At 43.1% G+C, this 22,534-nt stretch carries 24 protein-coding genes; 18 read left to right on the forward strand and 6 right to left on the reverse strand.

The features are described 5' to 3' along the window. Positions 1 to 69 precede the first annotated feature (69 nt). The 6 genes from trhA to EDD57_RS08345 form a co-directional block, all read right to left on the reverse strand. The gene (trhA, locus tag EDD57_RS08320; protein WP_243649496.1) at positions 70 to 717 is read right to left on the reverse strand and encodes a PAQR family membrane homeostasis protein TrhA; all 648 of its coding nucleotides are present in this window, start codon (positions 715 to 717) and stop codon (positions 70 to 72) included. A gap of 36 nt (positions 718 to 753) precedes the next feature. Beyond that, positions 754 to 1,956: an aminotransferase class I/II-fold pyridoxal phosphate-dependent enzyme gene (locus tag EDD57_RS08325; RefSeq protein ID WP_131848996.1), complete on the reverse strand. Its 1,203-nt coding sequence runs from the start codon at positions 1,954 to 1,956 to the stop codon at positions 754 to 756. Positions 1,957 to 2,012: 56 nt separating this feature from the next. Continuing rightward, positions 2,013 to 2,504, reverse strand: a complete 492-nt coding sequence (locus EDD57_RS08330) for an Lrp/AsnC family transcriptional regulator (protein WP_131848997.1) — start codon at positions 2,502 to 2,504, stop codon at positions 2,013 to 2,015. A 125-nt stretch (positions 2,505 to 2,629) separates the two neighbouring features. Continuing rightward, on the reverse strand, positions 2,630 to 2,953 hold the full coding sequence (locus EDD57_RS08335; protein WP_131848998.1) for a hypothetical protein: 324 nt from the start codon (positions 2,951 to 2,953) through the stop codon (positions 2,630 to 2,632). Beyond that, complete coding sequence (locus tag EDD57_RS08340) at positions 2,950 to 3,471, reverse strand: hypothetical protein (protein WP_131848999.1); 522 nt, start codon at positions 3,469 to 3,471, stop codon at positions 2,950 to 2,952. Before EDD57_RS08340 ends, EDD57_RS08335 begins: the two co-directional genes overlap by 4 nt. A 43-nt stretch (positions 3,472 to 3,514) precedes the next feature. Continuing rightward, positions 3,515 to 4,435, reverse strand: a complete 921-nt coding sequence (locus EDD57_RS08345; RefSeq protein WP_207896811.1) for a proline dehydrogenase family protein — start codon at positions 4,433 to 4,435, stop codon at positions 3,515 to 3,517. A gap of 257 nt (positions 4,436 to 4,692) precedes the next feature. On the opposite strand from EDD57_RS08345, the gene pruA reads away from it, so the two are divergent. The 18 genes from pruA (at position 4,693) to EDD57_RS08435 (ending at position 22,346) form a co-directional block, all read left to right on the forward strand. Beyond that, positions 4,693 to 6,240, forward strand: a complete 1,548-nt coding sequence (gene pruA / locus EDD57_RS08350; RefSeq protein ID WP_131849000.1) for an L-glutamate gamma-semialdehyde dehydrogenase — start codon at positions 4,693 to 4,695, stop codon at positions 6,238 to 6,240. 802 nt (positions 6,241 to 7,042) lie between these two features. Beyond that, the gene (locus tag EDD57_RS08355) at positions 7,043 to 7,771 is read left to right on the forward strand and encodes an amino acid ABC transporter ATP-binding protein (RefSeq protein ID WP_131849019.1); all 729 of its coding nucleotides are present in this window, start codon (positions 7,043 to 7,045) and stop codon (positions 7,769 to 7,771) included. A gap of 17 nt (positions 7,772 to 7,788) precedes the next feature. After that, the gene (locus tag EDD57_RS08360) at positions 7,789 to 8,652 is read left to right on the forward strand and encodes a transporter substrate-binding domain-containing protein (protein WP_131849001.1); all 864 of its coding nucleotides are present in this window, start codon (positions 7,789 to 7,791) and stop codon (positions 8,650 to 8,652) included. 85 nt (positions 8,653 to 8,737) lie between these two features. Next, complete coding sequence (locus EDD57_RS08365; RefSeq protein ID WP_131849002.1) at positions 8,738 to 9,397, forward strand: amino acid ABC transporter permease; 660 nt, start codon at positions 8,738 to 8,740, stop codon at positions 9,395 to 9,397. 12 nt (positions 9,398 to 9,409) lie between these two features. Then, positions 9,410 to 10,063, forward strand: coding sequence for an amino acid ABC transporter permease (locus tag EDD57_RS08370; protein ID WP_131849003.1), 654 nt, complete (start codon positions 9,410 to 9,412; stop codon positions 10,061 to 10,063). A 201-nt stretch (positions 10,064 to 10,264) separates the two neighbouring features. Next, positions 10,265 to 10,867 carry an undecaprenyl phosphate transporter UptA gene (gene uptA, locus EDD57_RS08375; protein WP_131849004.1) on the forward strand — a complete coding sequence of 201 codons (603 nt, stop codon included), beginning with the start codon at positions 10,265 to 10,267 and terminating at the stop codon, positions 10,865 to 10,867. Between the two features lie 56 nt (positions 10,868 to 10,923). Further along, on the forward strand, positions 10,924 to 11,172 hold the full coding sequence (locus EDD57_RS08380) for a twin-arginine translocase TatA/TatE family subunit (RefSeq protein WP_131849005.1): 249 nt from the start codon (positions 10,924 to 10,926) through the stop codon (positions 11,170 to 11,172). A 139-nt stretch (positions 11,173 to 11,311) separates the two neighbouring features. After that, complete coding sequence (locus EDD57_RS08385) at positions 11,312 to 11,593, forward strand: helix-turn-helix transcriptional regulator (protein ID WP_165873723.1); 282 nt, start codon at positions 11,312 to 11,314, stop codon at positions 11,591 to 11,593. Between the two features lie 206 nt (positions 11,594 to 11,799). Beyond that, positions 11,800 to 12,969: a LeuA family protein gene (locus tag EDD57_RS08390; protein WP_165873724.1), complete on the forward strand. Its 1,170-nt coding sequence runs from the start codon at positions 11,800 to 11,802 to the stop codon at positions 12,967 to 12,969. Next, complete coding sequence (locus EDD57_RS08395; RefSeq protein WP_131849008.1) at positions 12,966 to 13,559, forward strand: cysteine hydrolase family protein; 594 nt, start codon at positions 12,966 to 12,968, stop codon at positions 13,557 to 13,559. Before EDD57_RS08390 ends, EDD57_RS08395 begins: the two co-directional genes overlap by 4 nt. Beyond that, entirely contained in the window at positions 13,556 to 14,587 is a 1,032-nt protein-coding gene (locus tag EDD57_RS08400; protein WP_207896812.1) for a TauD/TfdA family dioxygenase, read from the forward strand. Before EDD57_RS08395 ends, EDD57_RS08400 begins: the two co-directional genes overlap by 4 nt. 32 nt (positions 14,588 to 14,619) lie before the next feature. Further along, a complete protein-coding gene (locus EDD57_RS08405) occupies positions 14,620 to 15,018 on the forward strand; it encodes a cupin domain-containing protein (RefSeq protein WP_131849009.1) in 399 nt (132 codons plus the stop codon). A 13-nt stretch (positions 15,019 to 15,031) separates the two neighbouring features. Beyond that, positions 15,032 to 16,276, forward strand: a complete 1,245-nt coding sequence (locus EDD57_RS08410) for an MFS transporter (RefSeq protein WP_131849010.1) — start codon at positions 15,032 to 15,034, stop codon at positions 16,274 to 16,276. Next, complete coding sequence (gene leuC, locus EDD57_RS08415; protein ID WP_131849011.1) at positions 16,269 to 17,669, forward strand: 3-isopropylmalate dehydratase large subunit; 1,401 nt, start codon at positions 16,269 to 16,271, stop codon at positions 17,667 to 17,669. Before EDD57_RS08410 ends, leuC begins: the two co-directional genes overlap by 8 nt. Before the next feature lie 18 nt (positions 17,670 to 17,687). After that, positions 17,688 to 18,290, forward strand: a complete 603-nt coding sequence (leuD, locus tag EDD57_RS08420; protein WP_165873725.1) for a 3-isopropylmalate dehydratase small subunit — start codon at positions 17,688 to 17,690, stop codon at positions 18,288 to 18,290. Then, positions 18,287 to 20,188: an FAD/NAD(P)-binding protein gene (locus EDD57_RS08425; RefSeq protein ID WP_131849013.1), complete on the forward strand. Its 1,902-nt coding sequence runs from the start codon at positions 18,287 to 18,289 to the stop codon at positions 20,186 to 20,188. The genes leuD and EDD57_RS08425 overlap by 4 nt, the downstream gene beginning before the upstream one ends. After that, on the forward strand, positions 20,136 to 21,314 hold the full coding sequence (locus EDD57_RS08430; protein ID WP_131849014.1) for an aromatic amino acid transaminase: 1,179 nt from the start codon (positions 20,136 to 20,138) through the stop codon (positions 21,312 to 21,314). The genes EDD57_RS08425 and EDD57_RS08430 overlap by 53 nt, the downstream gene beginning before the upstream one ends. Positions 21,315 to 21,479: 165 nt before the next feature. Further along, positions 21,480 to 22,346 carry an ergot alkaloid biosynthesis protein gene (locus tag EDD57_RS08435; protein WP_243649497.1) on the forward strand — a complete coding sequence of 289 codons (867 nt, stop codon included), beginning with the start codon at positions 21,480 to 21,482 and terminating at the stop codon, positions 22,344 to 22,346. The last annotated feature ends 188 nt before the right edge of the window (positions 22,347 to 22,534 follow it).

A 22,534-nucleotide genomic window follows, 5' to 3' on the forward strand; every position in this document is an offset into this window, starting at 1 on the left:
TTGCCTTCAAATAAGAAAAAATCCTTCTTCCCGATATCGAATAGGGAGAAGGATTTTCTTTACGCATTATTATAGAGGTACGATATACATTGAAATCATCAAGAAGTGTGCCAGAGAGCCGAGCATAATGAAAATGTGAAAGATCTCATGGAAACCGAACTTGTTTGGGATGAAGTCAAAGATCTTGGTGGCGTAGATGACAGCACCGACGGTATAAGCGACACCGCCTGCAATGAGTAACATAATCGCTTTACTAGGCAGGTGATCGATAAATTGACCAAAAGGTAAGATGGCTAGCCATCCTAGTGTGACATAGAAAATAGTCGAAACCATCCGAGGTACGTTCATAAACCAAAGCTTCATCACCATGCCAACAATGGCCAAGCTCCATACGCAGATGAGCATGGTTAAGCGCCAAGCACCTTCAAGCCCAACATATACAACGGGTGTGTAGGTTCCAGCGATAAAGAAGTAGATGGCAATATGATCAAATTTACGCAGGGCTAGCTTAGTTTTGGGCTTCACATGCAACCAGTGATAGAGAGCACTAGCTCCAAACAGAACGATGAGACTAACTCCATAGATAATCATGGTTAATAGTTTGGTTGGGTTTTGATAGGTTAATACGATGAGAAAGACAAGACCCACAATCCCCGCAAGGAATGAAGCAAAATGAGTCCATGTATTAACAGGTTCTCGCATCCGTAAGAATTTCATTGCATACCCTCCATTTATACACACTATTTGGTAAGTCTATCCAACTTGGTTTGTCGTTAGCACAGGAACCGAAGCTTGTTTCCTTTTCACGAAGCGGGTGATCCGAATCATCGCTTCGCCTAATTGCTCCAGGGAGCTAGCATACGAGCAACGAATATGACCAGCACCACTAGGCCCAAATGCATCTCCAGGTACCACGGCTACCTGCTCCTCTTTTAAAAGCTCTTCTGCAAAAGTGGTAGCGTCCATCCCTGTGGATTCAATAGATGGAAATACATAGAATGAGCCCTGTGGATCATGACAAGTAAGTCCTACGTCGTTCAGAGCCTTCACCATGAAGCGGCGTCGACGATCATACTGAGATACCATCGCTCTACATTCGAGTATACCATTTTCTAGGGCTTCGAGTGCTGCTACTTGGCTCGTGATCGGAGCGCATAAAGCCGCGTATTGATGGATTTTCAGCATCCCAGTAAGCAATGCAGAAGGAGCACATACATAACCAACACGCCACCCTGTCATCGCAAATGCTTTTGAGAATCCACTAATGAGAATGGTATGGTTTTTCATCTCTGGAAGTGCGCCGATCGAGAAATGCTGTCCTTGATAAGTGAGTTCGGCATAAATTTCATCTGAAATAACTAATAAATCATGTCGTTTGATCATGTCTGCTACCGGTTTTAATTCCTCTTCGGTCATAATAGCACCCGTCGGATTGTTAGGATAACAGAGGATTACGAGCTTGGTACGCGTTGTAATCGCTTTTTTTACATCGTCTGCCTGTAGCTTAAATCCATATCGGGCATGAGTTGGAACCGCTACAGGAACTCCGCCGGCTAACTCCACACAAGGAGCATAGGAGACATAGCAAGGCTCTGGGATGAGGACTTCATCACCCGGAGATAACAGGGCACGAAATGCTAAATCAATCGCTTCACTTGCTCCGAAGGTAATTAATATTTCTGAAGAAGGTTGATAATGAAGCTGAAAACGTTGCTCGAGATACTGGCTAACTGCTTTCCGTAACTCGGGTGTTCCTTGGTTAGAAGTATAAGCTGTCATTCCTAGATCAAGGGAAGTGACTGAGGCCTCGCGAATATGCCATGGGGTAACAAAATCTGGCTCTCCGACGGCGAGACTGATCGCATCAGGTGCATTGCTTAATAGATCAAAGAAACGACGAATTCCTGACGGTTTTAGATTTCGTACGATAGGTGATAGTTTGTCTTCTAGGTTCATGGTGTTTGATTGGGTGCACTGATGAAGGCACCGTCCTCCTTTTTTCTGTGAAACGACTAAGGAATAATGGAAATCCTACGGTCTTGATTTGGTTTATCTAAGATAACGCCATCTTCTTTAAATTTCTTTAGCACAAAATGGGTTGTGGTACTAACGACAAATTCAAGAGGTGCTAATTTTTCTGTTACAAATTGTCCCACGGCTTCCATGGAAGAAACTTCTAATGAGACAGATAGATCATACGCTCCAGACATGAGATACACATCTTTTACTTCCGGATAATGATAAATCCTCTGTGCGAGAGCATCAAAGCCGTATCCATGCTGTGGAGTAACTTTTACATCAATGAGAGCGGTGACCCGTGGTCTGCCTGTTTTTTTCCAATCAATGATCGTACGGTGCTTTAAAATGATTTGCTCATCTTCAAGCTGACGAACGATCGCTTCGACTTTTTCTAAAGGCTCGTTTACAAGATGAGCGATCTGCTCGAGGGTAAGTCGTGCATTCTCTTCAAATAAAGAGAGTATTTCCAAGTGCAAGTCAGTCATCCTATGCCTCCTAATGTCGAATTCTTTTCTATCAATTATCTCTATTGCCCGCTATTATATCATCTTTTTGGCCAAACAAAAAAGCAGCTAGTTTGAAGCTGCTTTGCGCGGTATAACGCAAGGGATTAAATGGCCTTGCCTGTTCGCTCTAACTCTGCTTTTAATCCGAGTACTTTCATAACCTCTTGATACTTTGTTTCGTCTATAGCTGAATCCCCAAATTCCATCATTGCAATGGTATTTTCGTTTAACTCAGAGCTTAATTGATCGTTTACTTTTTCTGCCAGTTGCAGATAGGTAAGATCTTGCTCTTGACGATAAGCCAGCAATTTTAATCCTGACTGGAAACGATACGATTCGGTCGCTTCTCGGATTCTGGGAATCTGTTGGAGAATGCTTCGTATTTCATCATAATGATCTGTTAAATCAAGCTCTTTTTCATCTTTCACGAGTCCTTCCCCCTTAATAAATATTTACTTGGGTTTTCGAGAAAATCGATATAGATTTCAAATGAGAGCTGACGGCAGACTTCATACAGTTCTTCGGATTTTCGATTTAGTTCTAAGTCAAGTGTATCATATACCATCAGGGCACGTGTAAGGAAGAGGACTTGTTGTTTATTAACCCGCTCCCGAAAGAAAAAAATACGCGCGCCCCAATGCAAAGTGCGAGGGTCTGTGGAGTAAATGTGATTATAGCGAATTTCGTACAGTTTCAAATGATAGGATGGACTGGGAATGGACTGGAGTGGATGAAACTTCTTATATCCATTCGTTGTTTTCAACGAGATCCAATAATTCTTCAAATTATAAGGAAGCCATTTCATTTGGTGGAGATGAGCAATTACTTTCATCATGCCCTCAAATGTATGAGCATAATCAGAATCAGCCTCTGCTTGAAAGCGAATCGACTGAAGAAAATCATGAACTTGGCTACGACCATCTTCATATAGAAACTGGATAATCACTTATGGTTCGCTCCCATCTCTCCTTTAAAGTGGTGGACCCGATCTAATTTTTGAAGAAGTTCTTTAAGATAAATAGTGCATTTGCAGGACGCTCTGCAATTCTGCGTGTGAAGTATGGATACCAATCTTTTCCATATGGAGTGTAAACGCGTACTTTGTAACCTTCTTTTACTAGATCGCGTTGTAACCCATTACGCACTCCGTATAACATCTGGAATTCATACAGATTGTCGTCAATGTGGTTCTCTTTGATCCATTTCTTTAGTATATGAATGATTGTCTCGTCATGTGTGGCAATTGCCGTGTAACAACCGCTGAGAAGATGATTTTGTACGAGACGAACATAGTTGTCATCTACTTCGGATTTCTCTGGAAATGCGACTGCCGCAGGCTCCTTATAAGCCCCTTTTACGATACGTAGATTGACTTGATTCTCGCCTAACTTCGCGACATCATCGACAGCCCGATATAGATAAGATTGAATAACCAATCCAATATGCGCTTTGCCATACTTAGCAAGTAAACGGTTAAAAATATCGATGGTAACCTCAAGTCGAGGTGTGTCTTCCATATCAATGCGGACAAAGTTATTACACTCTTTGGCTTTAGCGGCAATCCGATCCATGTTTTCAAAGCAGAATTCAGGATCGATATCCAGACCCAGTTGAGTGAGCTTAACGGATACGTTGGAGTTGACACCGCTTTCAGCAATCGCTTCAAAGATACGAACCGATTCATCAGTAGCCGCGATCGCTTCTTCTTTGGTGTAAACGCTTTCCCCGAGGTGATCAAGAGTAACAATAAGGCCTTCTTTATTAATCTCCGAGACGAAACGAACGGCCTCTTCCAGCGATTCACCAGCAACGAAGCGGGAAGCTCCTAGCTTCATCCCATATTTGGATACAAAAGAAGTAACAACTCGATTGCCTGCTAAGGTAAGCACTAGGCTACGACTGATAGACATAACAATTTCCTCACTTTCGACAACAACCACAAGTGTCATGATAATTTTTAATGATAGATAAAATGATAAAATTAGTGCTTTACATAATCATTATACAATGATGTTTCAAATGACAAAAGGAAAGAAATGCTTTTAAGCTCCATTTTTTCTTAAGAAAACAGCTGGTAAATCTTATCAATGGAAACGATTGCATGCCTTTGTTACCTACGTTACAATGACAAAGGGGCAAATATGATTTTTTGAGGGGGATAATATTCATGTTACAAGAATACCGCAATGAACCTTTCACAGACTTCTCGAAGGAAGAAAATTACAAAGCATTTCAAGCTGCACTTGATAAAGTACAAAGTGAGCTTGGTAAAGAATATGAAATTATTATTGGGGACGAGCGTATTAAAACAGATCGTACTATGAAATCGCTTAACCCATCTAATCTAGATCAAGTAGTCGGCGTGGCTTATGAAGCAAACGTAGAGTTAGCTGAAAAAGCAATGCAAGTAGCTTTATCCACTTTCGATACTTGGAAAAAATATAGCCCAGCGGCACGCGCTCGCATTTTATTTAAAACATCAGCTATCATGCGTCGTAGAAAACATGAGTTTTCAGCATGGATGGTATTAGAAGCAGGAAAAAGTTGGGCAGAGGCGGATGCGGATACAGCAGAAGCAATCGATTTTATGGAGTTCTATGGCCGTGAAATGATTCGCATTAGCGAAAGCCAACCGTTAACACGCATCCCGGGTGAAGATAATGAGCTTACTTATATCCCTCTTGGCGTAGGTGTAGTGATCCCGCCTTGGAACTTCCCACTTGCGATTACAGTCGGAATGACCACAGCGGCGATCGTATCAGGTAATACGGTTGTCCTAAAACCAGCAAGCCCAACGAACGTGATTGCGGCTAAATTTATGGAGATCCTCGAAGAAGCTGGCTGTCCATCAGGCGTAGTTAGCTACCTACCAGGCCCAGGCGCTGAAGTGGGCGAGTACTTGGTGACACATCCGAAAACTCGTTTCATCTCCTTCACTGGTTCTCGTGCAGTTGGTCTTCGTATTAACGAACTTGCGGCGAAAACGGTACCAGGCCAAAAATGGATTAAACGTGTGGTTGCAGAGATGGGCGGTAAAGATGCAATCGTCGTAAACAACGATGCAGATTTAGATCTCGCGGTTGATTCCATCGTGAAAGCAGCATTTAGCTTTGCTGGACAAAAATGCTCTGCATGTTCTCGTGCGATTATCCATCAAGACGTTTATGATCAAGTTCTTGAAGGTGTTGTAGCGAAAGCGAAGGAACTAAAAGTAGGGAATACCACTGACCTCGGAGTTGATCTAGGTCCAGTAGTAGATGATAAAGCGTATAATAAAATCTTGGAATACATTGAGATTGGGAAGCAAGAAGGTCGTCTTATGGCAGGCGGCGGCAAAGCAGAAGGTAATGGATACTACATCCAACCAACTGTATTTGCAGATGTGGACCCACAAGCTCGTATATCTCAAGAAGAAATCTTTGGACCCGTTGTTGCATTCCATAAAGCAAACGATTTCGATCATGCGCTTGAAATTGCAAACAACACAGACTACGGTTTAACAGGTGCAGTGCTTACAAGAAGCCGTGCGAACTTAGAAAAAGCTCGTGAAGAGTTTCATGTAGGGAATCTATACTTTAACCGTAAGTGTACAGGAGCTCTTGTAGGGGTTCATCCATTCGGCGGATTTAACATGTCTGGTACAGACTCCAAAGCAGGTGGACGTGACTACTTGTTGCTCTTTACACAGGCGAAAATGGTTTCGGAAGCTTTGTAAGGAGTTAGATGAATAGGGTATTGATTGGTTAAACCTCTAGTGATTGTTTGCTAGAGGTTTTTTGTATGCTGGTTGGCTGGAGGAGGTTTTTGTTGATTAGTCTAATAGATGATAGATGGCTCGGGGTATATGTGTCTGCTCACAGCTCAAATAGTGAGCCTGCGAAGATGTGAAAAGAAAGTCCGCTCCGTCGTTCTCCACTACGGGCAAGTGGCAAAAACTCGCAAAAACCGCTCAAACATTTGCCACAAAACGCCCTAGCTGCGAACAACTACGCTAAGTAGGCTCACTAACATCGCTGAGAGCAAACACATATACCCCTATCCCATGACCACTTATTGAGTAATCAACAGTGTAGTTGTGGATCGAAGGTGAAAGATGTACATGATTCCTATGCCATGACCACTTATTGATTAACCAGCAGTGATTGTGGGATCGAAGATGAAAGGTGTACATACCTGTACTTGCATTCCATTTACGTTCATCAATTTTAACCGACCCTCCTTTCCCTCCCCATTACTAAACTGATTAGAAAAAAGCCGAACTATCTCCCTCATCCACTCGATTTTTTTCATTGTTATAGAGTAATTTATTCTGTTATGCAATAGAATCCTTGACATGTTACGGCGTTCATCATATATTTACTATAAAATGTTAGTTGAAAATTTGAAGTTTGATTAATACTGAGATTTATGTGTCACTTTCTACTACATACGATGAGGAGCTGGCCTAACGATCTTAGGTTTTCTTGTAGGAAGTTTGTAAGTACTCGTTGATTGGAATAGCTTAGGGAGTGGTTAAGATAATCAGTTTTTCGAAAGTAAATAAGTGGTATGGAAATTTTCATGTTCTCCAAGAGATAGACTTAGAAATTAAGCAGGGCGAAGTTGTGGTCATCTTGGGTCCTTCAGGGTCGGGTAAAAGTACCCTTCTACGATGCATCAATCGATTGGAAACGATTACAAAAGGCGAGTTAGTTGTAAACGGTGTCAAAGTGAATGATCGCAAGACGAATATCAACCAATTACGTCAAGAGATTGGAATGGTATTCCAGCACTTTAATTTATATCCTCATAAGACAGCTCTTGAAAACATTACACTAGCACCGACAAAGGTTCGTAAACTGGAACGCGAGCAGGCTAAGAAATTGGCCCTTGAATATTTAGAAAAAGTAGGAATTCCGGAAAAGGCCGGCTCCTACCCGAATCAATTATCAGGCGGGCAACAACAAAGGGTGGCGATTGCTAGAGGACTCGCGATGAAGCCACAGATTATGTTGTTTGATGAACCTACTTCGGCTTTAGATCCAGAGATGATTGGCGAAGTGTTAGACGTCATGAGAACGTTAGCTAAGGAAGGCATGACGATGGTTGTTGTAACGCATGAGATGGGCTTTGCAAGAGAAGTGGCAGATCGAATCATTTTTATGGATGAAGGAAAAATTCTAGAGGCTGCGGAACCAGATGTGTTTTTCAACAATCCAAAAAATGAACGTACCAAGCTTTTCTTGTCTCGTATTCTAAAACACTAAAATTGGAGGCGAATGGAATGAGATTGAAAAAATGGGCTATCGTGGCCCTATCGATTGTTACCGCTGTCTCGTTAGCTGCTTGTAGTAGTGACAAAGGTACTGCTACGGATGCAAAAGGTGTTGGATTTAAAGAAAAGATCGAAAAGAGAGGCAAGTTTATTGCTGGTGTAAAATTCGATTCGAATTTATTTGGTTTCAAAGATCCTGCCGATCAGACAGTGAAAGGCTTTGAAGTAGACTTGATGAAGGAGTTTACGAAGCGTACTTTTGGCGATGTAAACATGCTTGAACTGAAGGAAGTTACTTCTAAAACACGTGAAAAAATGCTGACATCAGGTGAGATCGATGTAATTGCGGCAACGATGACCATTACGCCTAAGAGAAAAGAAACGGCTGACTTCTCTCGCGTTTATTTCCTCGCAGGGCAGGCGCTATTAGTGAAAAAAGGTAGCCCGATCAAAGATGTAAAAGATCTAAATGGAAAACAAGTAGGTACCGCTAAGGGCGCAGTAAGTGGTAAAAACTTGAAAGCAATCAATAAAGATGCGGTTGTAAAAGAGTACAGCAACTATGCGGAAGCATTTCAGGCACTTCGTAGTGGAATCATCGATGCGGTTACGACAGACGATGGAATCTTAGCGGGTATGGCCAAGCAAGATCCAAATTATGAAGTAATCGGAAACCGTTTTAGTAAAGAGCCTTACGGTGTTGCAGTTGATAAAAAGAACAAAGACTTATTGGAAGCGATGAATAAGTTTTTAGATGCGACGATGCAAGATGGAACATACAATCAGTTATACAAGAAGTGGTTTGGACAGGATGCACCAAAAGATCTGCCGAAAGATGCAGTACTTGAACTGCAACCAGGTGTTGAGGGCTAATTTCATACCATTTTAGTAAAGGAGAGGGATGGATGAGCTATTTGGCACCATCCTTCTTTTTTCATGAGTAAAGGAGCTTAGCGATATGAATTGGGATTTTGGATTTATTCAAGAATATAGAACTGAATTTATCGATGGTTTTTTTCTAACTCTAAAAGTAAGTATGGCGGCACTTATCTTGAGTCTCATTATCGGGACGATTATCGCGATCTTTCGAATATCCAGTAATAAAGCATTACGAGCTTTTGGGACTTCGTATGTAGAATTTTTCCGAAATACTCCTTTGATGGTACAAGTCTTTTTCTTCTACTTCGGCCTTGCTTCTATTGGCTATAAATTAACTGAGTTTTGGATCGGTGCGTTGGCCCTTTCGATTTATACGGCGGCCTTTATTGCCGAGATTATCCGTGCAGGAATTCAAACTGTGCCACATGGTCAAACGGAGGCGGCTCGGGCATCTGGCTTAAGCTTTTTGCAGACCATGTTCTATGTCGTATTGCCTCAGGCATTTAAATTGGTTATTCCCCCTATGTGTAACCAATTTATCAATTTAGTTAAGAACTCATCGATTCTTTCTGTTATCGCCGCTCAAGATATCTTGTATGTGGGTGAGCAAGCGATTGCCGAATATGATCCGTTTTCTGTAGAGATCTTTGTAGCGGCACTCTATCTCATTATTACGATTCCGTTATCGCAAGGGGTAAACTTGCTAGAGCGTCGTTGGGCGAAACAAGGTACACGTTAGGAGGCGAACCAGATGGATTTTAGTAAACTTCTCGAGGGGAATACTTGGGGAATTTTAATGAAAGGGTTGTGGGTAACTCTAGAGGTTGCCGTTATAGCCATTATCTTAAGCTTTATCATCGGGATTGTTCTAGGGATTTTACGATATTCAAAATTACCTGTTCTTTCACAACTTGCTACTTTGTATATTGAAATTGTACGGAATATCCCATTGCTAGTTGTGATCTTCTTTGCATTTAACACGCTATTAGATAAATTGGATTCCCTTGTGATGATTGTGATCTTCGGGATGACGGTCTTTACATCCGCGCTTATCGCCGAGATTGTCCGAAGTGGATTAAACTCGGTTCCAATCGGTCAGATTGAAGCGGCCCGCGCTCAAGGGATGAGTTATATCCAAACACTTATTCACATTATCTTGCCGCAAGCACTCAAGCGGATGATTCCACCGCTTGTGGGACAATTTGTTACCTTGATTAAGGATACATCGCTTGCCGCAGCGATTACATTGCCTGAATTACTACATGAAGCAAAGCTTATTTACTCTAACCCAAGCTATGTAAATGCTACGATCCCAATTCTATTACTGGTAGCAGTGATTTACTTTGTGGTGAACTATAGTTTATCTCTATTAAGTCGCCAACTAGAAAAGAAACTAGCTGGTTAAATGAGATAGAGGACGCGAATAGAGGTTGGTCTGAGTTTCTGGACCAACCTCTAGCTATGTAAAGAAGAGGACTTTATGCATTTTGTTAGAATCTTTTTCACATGAATCGCATATTTGTGTGACAATCAGACTATGGAACTAGACTTACTAGATAATAGATTGATACGATGAGGTAAACTGGTATACGAAGGTAGGGCAAACATGGCAGAAATTATTCATTCTTTCTTAGAGTGGCTAGCAGGGCTTGGCTACTTTGGCATTGCACTTGGACTCATGGTTGAAGTGATCCCTAGTGAAATTGTTCTTGCCTACGGTGGTTATCTGATTTCAATTGGGAAAGTGGAACCAATTGGTGCGCTTATAGCAGGTGTCGTGGGCGGTGTGCTGGCACAATTATTTTTATATTGGGCTGGATACTACGGTGGTCGTCCATTAATCGAGAAATACGGAAAATATGTGCTGATCAAACCTTCGCATCTTGATCTAGCAGAGAGATGGTTTGAGAAGTATGGTGCTGGAGTGATATTTGGAGCACGATTTATTCCGGTTGTCCGGCATGCGATCTCGATTCCAGCGGGAATTGCGAAGATGTCTTGGAAGCGTTTTACGATTTTGACAACCCTTGCAGCTATTCCGTGGTCGATTTTTTTCCTCTACTTAGGTTACAAGCTTGGGGATAATCAAGAGAAGATCAAGGAAGTAGCAGGACCTTATGTACAGACGGCGATGATTGCAATCGTGATTATACTTGGTCTATACTTTGGTATTAAATGGTTTATAAATAAGAGAAGGAAAACAAATTAGTCTCGTGTATAATTAGGTGCGATGATGACTAGTCTCGAGAAAAGGAGGGACTGTTGATGAATATTTCTGGTTTAGAATGGGTTCTCATCTTTGTAGCGGCATTACTACTGTTTGGGCCTAAGAAGCTTCCTGAGCTAGGAAAATCAATTGGTAAAGGAATTCGTGAATTTAAGAAGGCAACGAGTGGGATGTTAGATGAGGAGAAGAAACCTGAGGTGTCGGGGTCCTCTGAGACTTCAGCGCCTGTACAAACACAACCAACGACAACGAATTCTTCTCATACAACGAATACAGAGCAGAAATAAGTGAAAAATCTCCTGTCTTTTTAGGCTAGGGGGTTTTTTGTTTGTCTATGATATAATGTAAAAGTATTTTTATTTCATAGAATGAAATGAATTGTATTCATAAATTCCGATTGTGAAAAGGTATGGGAGGGGTTTGGTTTTGAATATTTCGGGCTCTTTACAAGAGAAAATACATACTACGATTATCTCTTTTGGACTAACTCATCGGGAAAAGGAGATAACGGTCTTATGGATTGCAGGCTACAATTACAAAGAAATTGCATTAAGAGTGGGTGTGTCTAATAATACCGTGCGTAAACACATCCAAAATATCCATTCGAAACTAGGTGTTCACTCCAAAACAAATGCTCTGATTAAAATCATGTCTGAAGTCTATAGTGGCACACAACAAAGCCCTGATTTCTCTAGTGATAATATATAGAAAAGTAGAAATAACTCATATGTAGTATTGTTTAATTCTGTGATGCCATTTACCATATGGGTAAGATCGGACGCCCCCATATACGAGTGTCTGACTTAACGCTTGAATGGGAATGCTAGGGTGCATATTTTCTAAAATAATTGCATTTTATAAAATATGTATATTATTCTATTTTTAAAAATGTTTTTATTGGGGGATGTTATTGGGTGAAAAAGCGGATTACGTTTCTTGATACTACGCTTAGAGACGGAGAACAAGCACCTGGGAATGCTATGACACCAGATCAGAAATTAGAGCTAGCGTTAATGCTAGAAGAGGCGGGAGTAGATACGATTGAGACGGGTTTCCCTGCATCCTCTCATGCTGATTTTTTAGCAACGCAGATGATTAGTGCAAAACTACAAACGGCATCATTTGCCACGTTTTCACGTGCTCAAGTTAAAGATGTGCAAATCGCGATCGAAGCTGGAGGCGTAAGCGATCGACATCTGGTGATGTTAGTAGCTACAGGCAGTGATTTGCATCTGAAAAATAAACGAAACATCACGCGTGAACAAGGGCTTGCTGAAATAAGAGAAGCAGTAACGTATGCAAAACAACAAGGTCTTACCAATATAGCGGTAGGCATAGAAGATGCTAGTCGTGCTGAGTATGACTATATGGAAGCGATGACTCGAGTGTCTATCGAGGCAGGAGCCAACCAAATCATTCTCGCCGATACAACGGGATATGCTACCCCTTCCTCATTTGGAAGCTTAATTCAATTTATCCGTAGCATCGTTGGCCCAGATATTAAGGTGTCCACTCATTGCCATAATGATCTTGGTCTTGGGGTAGCAAATGCGTTAGAGGGAATTTTAGCAGGAGCAGACGAGATCCAAGCAACCTTGGGCGGGATTGGTGAGCGAGCAGGAAATACTTCCCTAGAGCAAGTCGCAGCAATCCTTTATTACAAGGGAGATGATTATGGGCTTACGACGAGCATTCGGCTTGATAAGCTATATACAACATATCTCATGTTACAGGAATGCATTGAATTGGAAGAGTCGCGTATGCAGCCCTTATTTGGTAAGTACGTGTTTAGCACGGCAGCTGGTATTCATCAGCAAGGCATGTTAAATGATCCAGACACTTACGAATACGTAAAGCCTGTGACGTTAGGTAGAGAAAGGCAGTTGTTGGTAACCCGCCATTCCGGGAGAACGATTATTCGCCATCTACTGAAGGAACAAGGGGTACTGTTTACAGATGATGAGATTAATCACCTATACGAGAAATTTATTAATAAATCTAGTTTTTGTGATGATCTCACTACCTTTACCCAAAAGTTAAAGGACGAATTAGAACTTCAAAAAGCCGAGGTGGGGGCCATATGAGGAAAGCATTGCTTGTGCTTGATTTAATAAATGATTTGGTTCATGAAGATGGTAGCGTAGGGAAAGACGGTTTTTATGAACAGGCACAGGAACGGGGAACCGTTGCCCATACTGCTCAGGCCATTGAGTACTGTCGGAAGGTCGATATCCCTGTGATCTACGTGATCGTTGGTTTTAGTCCAGGATATCCTGAATGGAGCGAACGTTCAAAACTGTTTCGTCATGTGCCAAGCAAGCAGCAGGTTTTACTAGGGACATGGGCTACGCAGGTGCATGAGGAACTTAGGCCTTTACCAAGCGAAGTGATTATTACCAAAAATCGGATCGATCCTTTCTATAATACGAATCTAGAAACAGTTTTACGTTCCATGGAAATTGATACGCTCTATCTGTGCGGAGTTTCGACGGAATTCGTTGTATTGGGCACGGTAATGAGTGGACATGACCGAGGATATACGGTTAGACCGTTAGTAGATTGCATCTCATCAAGTGACGCTCATAGCCATGAATGTGCTATGACCATCATTGAGAAGCTTGCGGACGTATATAGTTTGGAACAATTAACCCTTGAGGAGGGCGTAAAACTGTGAAACCATATCATATTTTTACAGATGAACAACTGAGTGAGCTTAACTCATCCCTTTCTAGCTTCTCTACTATTTCACCCTATACAGATGCTTCTCGTTTTGAAGAAACTATGATTCACAGCGTAAAAAACGGCCTTCTACCCACGTTCTTTACCGAGTTATGTGAACGGATTCGTTTGGACCGAGCAAATGGTCTCCATGTCCATGTTTTGAAGAATTGTCCGATTGATTCGGAGATTCCTGATTTGAATCATGATGATCCGGTAAATGATAAATATCGTTTGAAGAAAACCTTTCGGGGCGAAGCATTTTTAGGTGTTTTTGCTTATCTGCTCCAAACCCCGTTGCTCTCTTATGCAAGCCGTAATAATGGTGATTTCTTTACGGATGTAGTTAGTATTAATCGATTTAAGGGAAAACGTACAGGGTTTACAGATGGCGACTTGATTTTCCATAATGACCGGTCGAGTCACCCGGTGAGGGCGGATTATATTACCCTCCTAGGTGTGCGTTGTCCATCTAATGATCTGGTTTATACGACATACGTAGACGGTCAAGATATGATGGGACATCTAACGCCAGAGCAGATTCAGATTCTAAGTGAAGATTGGTATTTCACAGAGGTGGATGATTTAACGAAGGAAAAGGTAAAGGATTGGGAGAAATCCAGTACACATGCTATTTTGAAAGACGGAATGATTTGTTTTCAAGATACGCTTACGCAACCGGTAGCCGATGCGCCTATCGAGGCATATAAAGCACTGCTTGCATTTAAGGATGCGATTACCAAATCACAAAAAGTTCGTCATCGCATGGAGTACGGGGATTTGTTAGTTTTTGCGAATCAATTTGGGCTTCATAATCGTGAACGCATTGAGGTGAATAATCCAGAAGATACGGCTAAGCGTTGGCTGTTAAAAACATATACATTTAGGGACCATACAGTAGCGGATACATATGAGGACTACTGGGTGAATGGTGTATATGGTTGTGTGAGTGATAAACCAAAAATAAAAGAAGGGAAAGCATGAGCTACTAAGTAGCATCGTGCAAGGTGTGATACATGGAAGCTACCTTAAAAAATCTGATGCAGGCATTGCCGACCCTTCTCCAAGAGAACGAGTCAGGTGTCCTAGCTGAAACCGAAATTACCTTTACTCCTTTTCAAGCAATTGAACGTTCTAAATCAGCTGTTCATTGGTTATTCCGTCCTGATCAAACGGGCGGGACAGGGGCTGCGATTATTCGTTATGAACCAGGTGGAGAATCTCCTCCCCACCTACATACCGGATTTGAGCTTGCTTATGTGTTGGAAGGCGAGATGATCACGAGTCAAGGTTCCGTTAAAAAGAATGAAATGATGCTACTTACACCAGGCAGTAGACATAGCTCACGCAGTGGTGAAGCAGGCTGTTTGGCGTTAATTATTTGGGAAAAGCCTCCCCAACCGATCGAAGAGTGAAAGGGAGAGTAATATGACAACAACACATTCTTCTTCAACACGATATCGATGGTTTATTTTATCCATTGGTGTTCTTGCACAAATCGTATTTGCAATCGGATTTGCTGGTATTCCGTTATCCGGAGTGATTATGCGTAGTGATTATCACCTTTCCATGGGTGAGCTAGGCTTTGTCCTCGGTTGTATGGGGCTAGGTGTCGGGATCTCTGAAATCGTATGGGGAATCTTGACCGATAAGCTGGGGGATAAAGTGGTTCTGATGATTGGGCTTGCCTCCATGGGCGCTACGTATGCGATTATTGCATATGGCTTTGTCCCGGGAGGGATCACGGACTATCGAGCGTTAGGATCATTATTAATTTTAGCAGGGGCTGTAGGAGGTAGTATTAACTCTTCCTCCGGTCGTGCGGTCATGACGTGGTTCCAGGATCATGAACGTGGTTTTGCTATGAGTATCCGCCAGACAGCTATCCCTGTTGGTGCGGCGATTGGTTCGATCACGATTCCCTTTATCGCATCGTCTTACGGATTCGGGCTTGCCTTCTCTACTCTCGCGGCCCTAAGTCTCATCGTAACGTTGGTTGTGTGGATTTGGATGGTTGAACTTGAAATACCCGAAGCATCCACGCAAAATGTATCTGGTGAAGGGGTTTCGCCACTGAAGCGCATGTCTGTTTGGAAAATTGCACTAGCTGGTGCGGCATTAACATTTCCACAGATGTCGATTCTTACCTTTGCTTCGGTATTTCTAACAGACCAACACCATATGAGCTTGTTCGTTGTTTCGATTATTGCCTTCTCGATTCAACTAGGTGGCGGGGTTTTGCGACTCGTTACGGGGCGAATTACGGATAAGTACCAAAACCGTCGTAACATGCTCCGCTGGATCTCTGTCATTGCTGGAATAGCAGGGATCTTGCTCGGCTTGCTTTCTGGACAAAACGAATTCCTTGTAGTGGGCTTACTCATCATTACAGGACTAGCCGGAAATGCTTGGCATGGTGTGGGATATACGGAGATTGCGGTAGCTGCGGGTGTTCGCTATGCAGGTAGAGCACTTGGGATGATGGGAGCAACGGTATTTGCGGTCTCATTTGTGATTCCGTATATGATTCCATTTATATTAAAAATGTCATCATGGAGTGGCGTGTGGATTTTTGTCGGTATCGCTTCCCTTCTAGCTCTGCCGCTTATTTTTGAATCTGCTCAGCCTATGAAGAAAAACCTTGTTGCAAAAGAAGGTGACAGTGTTGGCTAAGACTTTATTTCATAAAATCTGGGACTCCCACTGTGTGAAGCAGATAGGAGATACAGAGGATTTAATCTATATTGATATGCATTTATTGCATGAGATCAATACACCGCAAGCATTTGATCGATTACGAGAAACCAATCGGACGGTACGAAGACCCGATTTAACGATCGCGACGGAAGATCATAATACGCCAACCCGTTCTGTGGCTACATTGGAATCGGACGAGGTACGCAGGCGGCAAGTTGATTTATTGCGTCGCAATTGCTCGGAGTTTGATATTCCTTTATTTCAGTTGGGTGAACCCGGTCAAGGGATTACCCACGTCATTGCGCCGGAACAAGGCTTGGTTCTTCCAGGAACCACACTGGTCTGTTGTGATTCACATACCACAACCCATGGTGCGTTTGCGGCTCTTGCGTTTGGGATTGGTACAAGCCAAGTGGAGCACGTGCTTGCAACCCAAACGTTACGATTTCAAAAGTTTAAATCGATGCGTGTCACTGTCGAAAATCATTTGCCAGAGCATGTTTCTTCTAAAGATTTGGCCCTTTCCATCATCCGCCATCTAGGTACTGGTGGTGGAATCGGCCACGTCATCGAATATGCAGGATCAGCGATCCAGTCTCTTAGCATGGAAGCTCGTATGACTCTGTGCAACATGTCAGTAGAAGCAGGCGCGAGTGCGGGGATTATAGGAGTTGATGAGACCACGATCGATTATTTGCGTAAGGTGTACAAGTCTAATGGACAATCCCTTGCTGAAGAAGAAATCGACAGATGGCGCACCTATGTGAGTGATTCGGATGCTATTTTTGACCAAGAAATCGTGATCGATGGAGCCACGATTCAAGAGAGTGTGACATGGGGTACCAATCCATCTCAAACCATTGGCTTTCATGAACGGATCCCAAGCTGTGCCGATTATGATGATCCGAGTCAAAAACAGGCGGCCAAACGAGCATTAGAATATATGAATCTACAGCCGGGGCAATCGTTATATGATGTCTCGATCAATAAAGTATTTGTGGGTTCGTGCACAAATGGGCGTATAGAAGATTTACGTATTGTGGCGGGGATTTTGGATGGGCGATCGGTTCATCCTGATGTTCATATGGTGATCGTTCCCGGATCTACACAAGTACGTGATCTTGCGATTCGGGAAGGGTTGGATGAAGTGTTCCAAAAAGCTGGAGCTGATTTTCGCCATTTGCCGGGGTGTTCGATGTGTTGCGGTCTAAATGAAGACAGCATGAGAAAAGGGCAGCGTTCTGTTTCGACTAGTAATCGGAATTACGAAGGCAGACAAGGTACAGAAGCGATGACGCATATTGCATCTCCTTCTATCGCGGCGGCTAGTGCCATTACAGGGAGAATTAGCCGGGTTTCGGATTTATAGAAATGGAGGATGAAGAGTGTGGGAAGGGAACGGATTCAAGGATATGGCATGCCTTTAGTACAAAACAATGTGGATACAGATCAGATTATCCCTGCTCGTTTTTGTTATCAACCGAAGCGGGTTGGTCATGGCGAATCATTGTTTGGGAATTGGCGCCAGGATCCATCTTTTGTATTACATGATCCGCGCTATTCGGATGCTACGATACTGGTTGCCGGGAGAGAGTTTGCCACGGGATCCTCACGAGAGTATGCCGTTTGGGCGATAAAAGATTATGGCTTTCAGGTTGTGATTGCCCAGAGCTTTGGTGATATTTTTTATAAAAACGCCATTATCAATGATTTGCTCCCACTCAAGACAACGGAGCAGGGCATTGAATCGTTATGGGATGCGCTCCATGATAATCCTAAGTCAGCTATTCACATTGATCTGGAAAATGAAGTGATTCGCTTTGAAGGTGGGACGTCTCCTGCTATGATGGACCTGCATTTTAAAAAGAAATATATTTTGAACCTAGATGATATATCGTTGACCCTTGAAGATGTGGGAAACATTGATACCTATGAAGCGGCGAGAAGTCCACACTTGGCCACTACGTTGAATCGAGTTGAAGTGCGATGAGAGTTGCCATCATCGGTAGTGGTCCGCGGGGGATGTCCGTTCTAGAACGATTAGTAGCTCGGTTAATAGAGTCAGAGAGTAGAGAGAGCGTTGAAATCTATTTAATAGATGATGGATACGTTGGTACTGGTAGAGTCTGGTCTACCGAACAATCCCCTCATCTACTCATGAACACGGTTGCGCAAGAAATATCTGCTTTTTCTGGGCCATGGGACGGTACAGAGGCACGTCCTGGAAATGGTCCTTCCTTTGCCCAGTGGTGGCAATTGTACCGTGAGGATTACGAACAATTCGGTGGTTACGGTCCTCGGGCTTATTATGGAGAGTATTTATTATATGTTTTATCGGCGGTAGAAAGCTCTCTTCCTTCGCATGTTACTTTATGTAAACGTTCTGCACGTGTAGAACGTTTGGAGGAAACATGCAGAACCCAATTACTGTATTTTTTGAATAGTGAAATCTTGGAAGTGGATCGAACGGTACTCGCAACAGGTCACCCGAATAATCGTCTACAAGGATTTGAGAAGACTCTTCATGATTATGCTGCTCGTACAGAGGATGTCATGTTTATGTCAGGGGATTCAGTAGCAGATATGAATCTCTCTGAAATAGGGCCTCAGCAACATGTAGGCATCATCGGGATGGGTTTAACTTTTTATGATCTATTAGCCGAGCTGACGATGGGGCGCGGTGGAGAATTTATTACGGAGCAAGATGGTTCGATGCGGTATGAATCATCAGGCTGTGAGCCACGTATCTTTGTAGGCAGTCGCAGTGGGGTGCCGGTACCAGCGCGAGGGTTCAATCAAAAACCATCTGATTACGAGTACCATCCAGCGATCTTCACTCGTGAGCGAGCTTTTTGCATGATTCAAAAGGGAGAGGTGCACTTTGACCGGGATGTCCTCCCTCTACTAGAAGCAGAAATTGGTCTCGTTTATGCTGAAACGAAATTACGCCACGAGAAGGGTGAGGATCAGGCCCGTCAATTACGTGAGTATGTGATCATCCATCAAGTAGACTCTGTAGAAGGAGTTAGCACCTTTGCTCATATACTCGGACTCTCCCATCCGATGACGATTGATCTCTATAAACTCGCCAATCCATTTCGTGGATGTACATTCCCATCTCTAGATTCATTCAATGAAGTCTTGTCCTCCTTGCTTGCGGCTGACTATGAAGAAGCGATGCGTGGAAATGTTGATTCGCCGATTAAGGCGGCATTGGATGTGATCCGCAATTCGAGGTCCGTCATTCGTGTATTTGTTGATTTTGGTGGACTACATCCCCATTCCCATCAAAATGAGTTTTTGAGAAGATTTTCGCCTGTCAGTGGATTTCTTTCTGCTGGACCTCCTGCCTTTCGAGTCCTTCAACTACAAGCCTTGATCAAAGCAGGGATTGTGACGGTAATAGGCCCATCCGTGAAGTTTGAACCAGTTGCCAACGAACATGAAAGTGGTATTTACATGTCCTCCCCGAGCGTAGAGGACTCAACGGTCGCTGTGAAAGTAGTGATTGATGGGCGAATTCCTACCACCGACATTACCCGAGACCGCTCAAGCTTAACCCAGTCACTCCTTGAAAAAGGGATTTATACCCCTTTTGTGAATCGGAAAAGGGATGCTGTCTTTGAAACGGGTGGAGTTTCCGTCACCGCATCCCCGTTCCATCCGATTCGAGCGGATCAAACGATCGCTGACAGACTATATGTACTGGGAATTCCAACGGAGCACACACGCTGGTTCATGCAGTCAGGAAGTAGCCGGCCGCATAAATGGATCGACTTCATGATTGATGCGGATGCGATCGCCACAGATATGATCCAAGGAAGAGGAGAAAAGCATGATCCCAACCAAGCCGAAAAACAGCATTATGCAGCTACTGGAACGTTATAATCAAGACACCCGCACAGATAAGCTTAATTTGACTGTAGGTGTTTATACGGATGAGTCTGGATGTTGCCCGATTCTGGATTCTGTGCGAGATGCTGAGTATTACCGTGTAAGCAACCAGACCCATAAAGCCTCCTTTCATCTTGCTGGCGCACCGGAATTTCATCAAGCCGTTCGCAAGGTGCTTTTCTCCTCTACGGGAAATAGTTTGGAGGATCATGTAGAAGTGATCCAAACTATAGGGTGTAGTGGCGCTTTATATCTAGCGGGGCAATTAATCAAATACTATGCTCCCACATCAAGTATCTGGCTGAGCTCCCCTACATGGGAAAATCATACAGCGCTTTTAAATAGTAACGTAGATCACATTCGCCATTATCGTTATCAACCTGCTAACCAAGAGGAGTTGTGTATCGATACCATGCTAGAGGATCTACAGTTTGCGCAACCCGGCGACTTTGTGTTGCTACACGCCTGTTGCCACAATCCAACGGGAATGGACCCTAACCTAGCCGGGTGGAGGATGCTAGCTGAGTTTTGTGCAGAACGAGAGCTTATTCCTTTATTCGACTTTGCGTATCAAGGATTTGCTCACTCCATCGAACAGGATGCAGAGTTTTTAGTTCCCTTTAGTGAGCGTTTAGATACGTTCATGGTGTGTAATTCATTCTCAAAAAACATGGGCATTTATGACGAACGCACTGGGGCGCTAACACTGGTTTTTAAGGATGAAACGAAACGAGCAGATTGGCATAAAACAGTGAAAGGCTTGATTCGAAACACCTATTCGATGCCGCCGGTACACGGTAGTTTTATTGTGAGTCATATTATAAATGATCCCGTTCGTTTTTCTCGTTGGGAGCAAGAGCTTACAGGGATGTGTAATGATCTTCATCGGCGCCGTGGTGCGTTTTTCTCCGAGTTAGATCGAATTGGGATAGCGGATCAAGTTTTGTCTTATCGGAAGCAGCAAGGGATGTTTGTTTGTCTGAATCTATCAGAGGAAAAGATCGGTTTGCTCCGAGATGCATATGGAGTCTATCTTCTTGATACCGGTCGGATGTGTATTGCTAGTCTTAGCACTGCGAATATGCCGAGATTTTGTGAAATACTTACCAAGGTGATCTAGGGATTTCTTACCGATCTCAAAATTCTTTATTGACTGATCGATCTATAAATGCTAAGGTAATAAAGTAGATTGTTAATGGAGCATACCAAGTGCTCCATTCTCTTTTAATCATATCGGACTGTTTGATCTAGAATAGAAGCTGTAAAAGAAAAGGAGCTGATTTTTATGATGACGACAAAACAAAAAATGATTCTTGTAACAGGAGGGACTGGTCAGACGGGAGAGCGTATAGCTAGAAGATTGACTCACCTTGGTTATCCCGTTCGTACCGCTAGCCGAAAGATTATTCCTTTAGAAGGCACTTCAATCGAACATGTGCGCTTTGATTGGAATGATGAGACTACGTATGGGCCAGCATTGGAGGATGTTGAAAAGGTATATCTAGTGGCCCCGGTTCTAGTAGCTGATCCTACTTCTCAGATGATGGCTTTCTTAGATCTGGCTCTCAAATCAGGAGTGCGCCGTGTGGTTCTGCTCAGTTCTTCCGCAGTGCTAGAGGATGATGGTCCTGTGTTCGGTAAGGTACAGCGTGCGATACGTGAACGTGCTCCAGAGTGGGCGATCTTACATCCTTCTTGGTTCATGCAGAATTTTATCCAGACACATGCTGCTATGATCAATCATGATGGAGTTATGATTACAGCTACAGGAGGAAATGCTCGAGTTGGGTTTGTGGACGCTGATGATATCGCTGAGGTTGCTGTGTGTTCCTTGACTGATAAAAAGCCTCATAATACGAGTCATGTGATTACGGGTCCGGAGGCGCTTAGCTACTCGGAGGTGGCAGATATAATCGGATCTATTGTGGCACGAGAAATCAAACATGTGGATATTTCTACAGAGAAACTCCGGGATATGATGGTCGGAGTTGGTATGCCGGAGGATTATGCTTCGATTTTGGCTGGTATGGAGGAAGGAATTAGGAATGGCTTGGAAGATCGGGTTACGGATACGGTAGAACGGGTGACGGGTCGTGCTCCGCGTTCGCTCAGGGATTTTGTGGTTGCGAATTCGAGTGTGTGGGATATCTAATCCAAATGAAAACATCTAAAATCTCTTCATCATTCTAATGTGAATCAGATTAAGAATAATAATCACCACCGCTTATCCTAAGGGTGGTGATTATTTCAGACTGCAGACAAACCTCTTCTGAACAACAAGTTTAGAAGAGGTTTTTGTGTGAATTGACTCAAATATCGTTTATGGCGATGGTTTCTCCA

This window comes from Baia soyae (assembly GCF_004341445.1).
Taxonomy (GTDB): Bacteria; Bacillota; Bacilli; order Thermoactinomycetales; family Thermoactinomycetaceae; genus Baia; species Baia soyae.